At 39.3% G+C, this 2092-nt stretch carries 3 protein-coding genes; 2 read left to right on the forward strand and 1 reads right to left on the reverse strand.

The window, feature by feature from the left end:
* On the reverse strand, positions 1 to 199 hold a 199-nt coding region (locus tag PVV68_RS10170), incomplete at its 3' end, for an Arm DNA-binding domain-containing protein (RefSeq protein ID WP_273720312.1).
* Positions 200 to 431: 232 nt separating this feature from the next.
* On the opposite strand from PVV68_RS10170, the gene PVV68_RS10175 reads away from it, so the two are divergent.
* Together PVV68_RS10175 and PVV68_RS10675 are read left to right on the forward strand one after the other, a co-directional pair.
* Positions 432 to 1580, forward strand: coding sequence for a hypothetical protein (locus PVV68_RS10175; protein WP_342752660.1), 1149 nt, complete (start codon positions 432 to 434; stop codon positions 1578 to 1580).
* 7 nt (positions 1581 to 1587) lie between these two features.
* On the forward strand, positions 1588 to 2092 hold a 505-nt coding region (locus PVV68_RS10675), incomplete at its 3' end, for a pertactin-like passenger domain-containing protein (protein ID WP_342753065.1).

Below are 2092 nucleotides of genomic sequence, written 5' to 3' on the forward strand. Positions count from 1 at the left end.
ATTCGCGAGCTTGTTTTAAAGAAACATCTCTCAAGGCACCCAAGCCCATTTCACGACGGCGCCCGTGAATGGTATAGCGATAAAGCCATTGAGCACCCCCATCTTTACGCTTATGAAGAAGCAAGCCAGCACCATCATTATATTTGCCAGCCCCCAATGTTGCGACAGATCTTGCATTAAGACGGTTCATAAGGACCATTTTTATTCCTTTCTTATACAATTTTTACCCACACGCCAGCCCCGCTTTTGACATGCAAGGGAATGGTCTTGATTGATTCAAGATAGAGAGATTTGAAATGAGAGAATCTTAGGTTATTCGGGGTTCTAATTCAATATGAATAACGCTAAATTATCATTATAAATCAATATCTTGTATCGATCATTCAGATAAAAAAACGGATGTTGTTGATGGTGGAACATATTTATATGATTTGAAATCGAAAAATAGCGGGAAGGGAGAAGAAAAAATTTGGTATTTGGCTGCTGCAGAAAAGGTTTCTACTTCTTTAACCCCTTCATCTAAGATGGAGTTGCCTATAATTGAAGCTCTTGGGAAAGAAGAGGATATAACAGTTTTTCAAGATCCTATAGTCAGTTCGTATGTAAGTGATTTTAGTTTTTATACAGATGATTTCATTATGGAAAAGGAAGACGAAATTCTGCAAAGCTCTATCATCAGTGAGAATAACACAGCCCATATTGCTGATGATGGAGATTCAGATGCTCGTAAATGGTCTCTTAATACTACGATTGATGGATCTGGAACACTCTATGTTGAGGCAGGTGGTTTCAGCAAGAATACTACAATTTTGGATGGTGGTTCTGAGATTGTGGCAGAACAAGGCATTTCAGAATCTACTATTATTTATGAAGGTGGAAAACAACATGTGGAAGGGGGAGGGGGTGCATTGAAAGCTGAAATCTATGGTGGTGAGCAGCTTATTTTCGGAGATAGTTATGTGAATGGAGGGATTGTAGGAAGCAGTGCTTATAACACGACAATTTATGGACAAGGTAAAATACCAGGATATCAGAAAGTGTATGATGATGGGATGGCTGTGGTCACAAAAATTATGGAAGGAGGGATACAGCTTCTTGCCAAATGGTTTCCAGACGATGAGGGGGTTATAGAAAAAAGCGGTGGTTTTGCAGTCAATACTGAGATTTTGTCGGGTGGTGTGCAGCGTGTTTTAGCGGGAGGTGAAGCGGATACAGTGATTTTACACGCTGGTAGTTTTCAAGAAGTCTATGCTGGTGGAACTGTAAAAAATCTAACGATTGAAGGTGGAGCGAATTCGTGGGTCTTTGCTGGTGCAAGGTTAGGAGGACAAATAACGGTTAAAGATTATGGGCATCTCCATCTTTATGCTGAAGATGATGAGGATGAGACGACAGTAGAAGATATTAATTTAGAAGGTGAAAAGGCTAAATTATACTTTATTGCTGGTGGATATGAAGACGCGAGTATTCACATTCAGAAGTTAGACGGTGTGGGGAGGGTTATTTTTAAGTCTGCAAGGTCTCATTTATCTTACTCACGGCTTTATGTTGATCAGCTTTCAGAGGAGTTTACATTTTAAGTTTCATGTGAGCCTTGCAGAAGGAGAGGGTGATTATCTCTCTATCAAGAATGGTTCAGGATATCACACAATAAACGTTGTCGATTCTGGTCTTGAAATTGTTGATACTTCTTCAACAGATCTTGATTTAATTATAGATCAAAGTGGAGGAGCAAATTTTACTCTGAAAAAATTTTCTGGTGCAAAAATAAGTACTGTTGACGGTGGGACCTATACATATGGTTTGAAACAAAAAAACAATGAGGATGGAAGTGGAAAAATTTGGTATTTGTCAGCAGTATATCTTGATAATTGGCCACGTAAGAGCAGATCTCGGCGAAATTTAAGCTCAAATCAACAGATTATCGTTCCTTTCATTGTCTCATCTCAGGAAAATCAGGCTAGCGTGGCATTACCTCCAGCAGCTCAGCTTCATCCTTTCGATGGACAACAACAGGCTTCAGTTTTAGCAGATGCTTCATTGACAACAGATCAAATGGTTTTGCGTCCAACTGTTCAGGATCAAATTTCTT

Origin of the sequence: Bartonella sp. ML69XJBT (genome assembly GCF_028618515.1) — a bacterium.
Lineage (GTDB): Bacteria > Pseudomonadota > Alphaproteobacteria > Rhizobiales > Rhizobiaceae > Bartonella.